Annotated in this window: 2 protein-coding genes and 1 pseudogene; 2 read left to right on the forward strand and 1 reads right to left on the reverse strand. The window is 59.1% G+C overall.

Translation table 11 applies throughout. From position 1 onward, the window contains the following. Nucleotides 1–183: transposase (locus WKW79_RS36845; RefSeq protein ID WP_340336045.1), on the reverse strand; the 183-nt coding region annotated here is incomplete at its 3' end. A gap of 65 nt (nucleotides 184–248) precedes the next feature. On the opposite strand from WKW79_RS36845, the pseudogene WKW79_RS36850 reads away from it, so the two are divergent. Then, nucleotides 249–905: pseudogene (locus WKW79_RS36850) on the forward strand (pyrrolo-quinoline quinone); the annotation flags it as partial. A 447-nt stretch (nucleotides 906–1,352) separates the two neighbouring features. Beyond that, entirely contained in the window at nucleotides 1,353–1,751 is a 399-nt protein-coding gene (locus tag WKW79_RS36855; protein ID WP_340340168.1) for a pyridoxamine 5'-phosphate oxidase family protein, read from the forward strand. The last annotated feature ends 623 nt before the right edge of the window (nucleotides 1,752–2,374 follow it).

Below are 2,374 nucleotides of genomic sequence, written 5' to 3' on the forward strand. Positions count from 1 at the left end.
CTGGCAGCCCGTGCGAAGCACGTAGACGATTGCCTCGAACACCAGTCGAGCCGGCTTTGGTGGCCGGCCAGCCCCTGGCTTGCGCACATAGATCTTGTCTGCCGCCGAGCGAGCAGGAATCAGCGGCTCCACACGCTGCCAGAACTCATCGGTCACCACCCACGACTCAACACGTTTTGCCAAGATCTCGATCCATCGCCGCGCCCAATGCGGCTCGGATCGACAGTTTACCTATTTACGGATAAGTTCTAAAGCTCAGCACCAGTAACGGGCTTTCGGTCACGGATTATTTCGGGATGTCGAACATCGTCCAGGAGTCCAATGCCGATCAAGACCTCGGCTCGGGTGGCGCGCTGGTGCTACCGGATCTAGCAGATGCAAGCGGGGCCGTTCATCACCTCACCGTGGGAGTGGGCAAGGACGCGACCCTCTATGTGCTCAACCGCGATGCGATGGGAAAATTCAACGCCGCTGGCGACAACGTCTACCAGAAGGTGCCGTTGAACAGCGCCGAGTTCGGCATGCCGGCCTGGTTCAACAACACGGTCTACATCGGCACCGTCAGTGATCACATGAAGGCGTTCACGGTGGCCAACGCGCGGTTGTCGGCGAAGCCTTCCAGCCAGACCGCCATGACCTTCGTGTTTCCGGGGACCACGCCAAGTGTCTCGGCCAACGGGACGGCCAATGGCATCGTGTGGGCGGCCGAGAACGGCACCGTTGCGGCGCTGCATGCGTTTGATCCCGGCAACCTTGCCACCGAGCTCTACAACAGCAACCAGATGGGCACCCGTGATCAGTTCGGCGCGGGGAACAAGTACATCACACCGATGATTGCCAATGGCAAGGTCTACGTCGGGACCACGAACGGCGTCGCAGTTTTTGGTCTTCTCCCGAAGGGTTGAGGGTTGGCATTTCGCAGCGCAATCGGGAAGGGACTGGCAACCGCGCCGAACCTAGTGTTCTCACAGTGGGTACCGGCACGCTTTTTTCGCGGTGATGGCGGTCGGTCGCCTGATCGCACAACGATGTGGTCGGAGTGATTGCCGATGCCTGCAGCGGAAGCTGCCCCAAGGTTTGCAATCTCCATTGGCAATCTCTATTGATTTCGTGGGAGCACTATGCCTGCGTCGTAGACCTACGTGCGGTGTGCCGAAAATCGCGCAGCCGCTGACCGTCGCGTTGAAGGAGGGTAGAAGCCTAGATGGTCGTGAACTTGGCGGCACACCTTTCAACGTTACTTGAAGCTGGTGCCGCGCGCAAATCGCAATCACGCGTGGTGCTGCCGTCCGCACCCTGTCCGCCCACCTCTTCAATGATGAGTCTTTTGAGCCTTCAACCAGGAGCACGTCATGGGCAACGAAAACGCATACGACAAACTTTGGAAAATCATCCAAGACACCAAGTTTGGCATGTTGACGCATCGGCATGGTGACGGGCATCTGCACAGCCAGCCTTTGACCACGCAGAACAAGGCACTTGACGAGGATTCATTGCTTTGCTTTTTCGTGGCTCGAGACGGCGACATTGCACGCCACGTGCCCACTGACGCGAACGTCAATATTGCGTACGCCAACGTGCACGATGACGACTATGTCTCGATTTCCGGCACCGCAACGATCAGCGAGGATCAAGCGAAAAAGGACGAACTCTTAGATGTGAATGCTCTTTCTGCGTATCGGTACCCCGCAAGTAAGCGACTGAGTCGCCCTCGCAGTCCTCAGCACCGGTGCGCCGAGTGTTGGCGGTGATGCCGCAGGCAATGTTCGAGAAAGTCGTCCAGTTCCTCGGTCTTGTCGAATGCCGCGCGTGCTGCGAGCGCCAGGCAGTGCGCCCGGTTCTCTTGGGTGACCGAGTTTGGTCAGCACGATAGCGCGATCGCACTCCGCAGGGTCATTCATGCTTTCGAGCATGCCCATTCCCTGTCGCAGGAACAGATCCAACAGTGCCAGTTCCCAATCGTCGGATGCTCCTGGATCCAGGCGGCAGCGGCGCCGCCTCGGTACGGTGGCAACGACCTCACAGAACTCATCGTTGCATGGGGGCGGTTGTACTTTCGGCCCCCCGGTGGCGAAAAGGGCACCGCACCCTGCCCCGCCCGCTGACCTGCACGTAGTTGGCCCGCCGGCCATTGCCAGTGGCTGCCGACGATGCTGACAAGGAGGTTAGGGCGCACGTCCTCGTCATGGCAGGAAGTGAGAAATGCAGACGCAGTGACGTTGCTGGCCGCAGATTGCGGCGCTGCGCGCCGGGGCCGGCAAGCTTACTCACCAGTCCGTAATTAAAGCGACAAAAGATTCAATTGATGGTAGTCTCGAAAGGCATGAAACGAGACGGCCGCACACTCGACCACGCAACGCTCGAAGAGTTTCGG

This window comes from Variovorax robiniae (genome assembly GCF_037889955.1).
GTDB lineage: Bacteria > Pseudomonadota > Gammaproteobacteria > Burkholderiales > Burkholderiaceae_C > Variovorax > Variovorax robiniae.

Excerpts from the sequence above, each read along its gene's own strand:
- WKW79_RS36855 (WP_340340168.1), top strand. The coding sequence starts at position 1,353 with ATGGGCAACGAAAACGCATACGACAAACTTTGGAAAATCATCCAAGAC.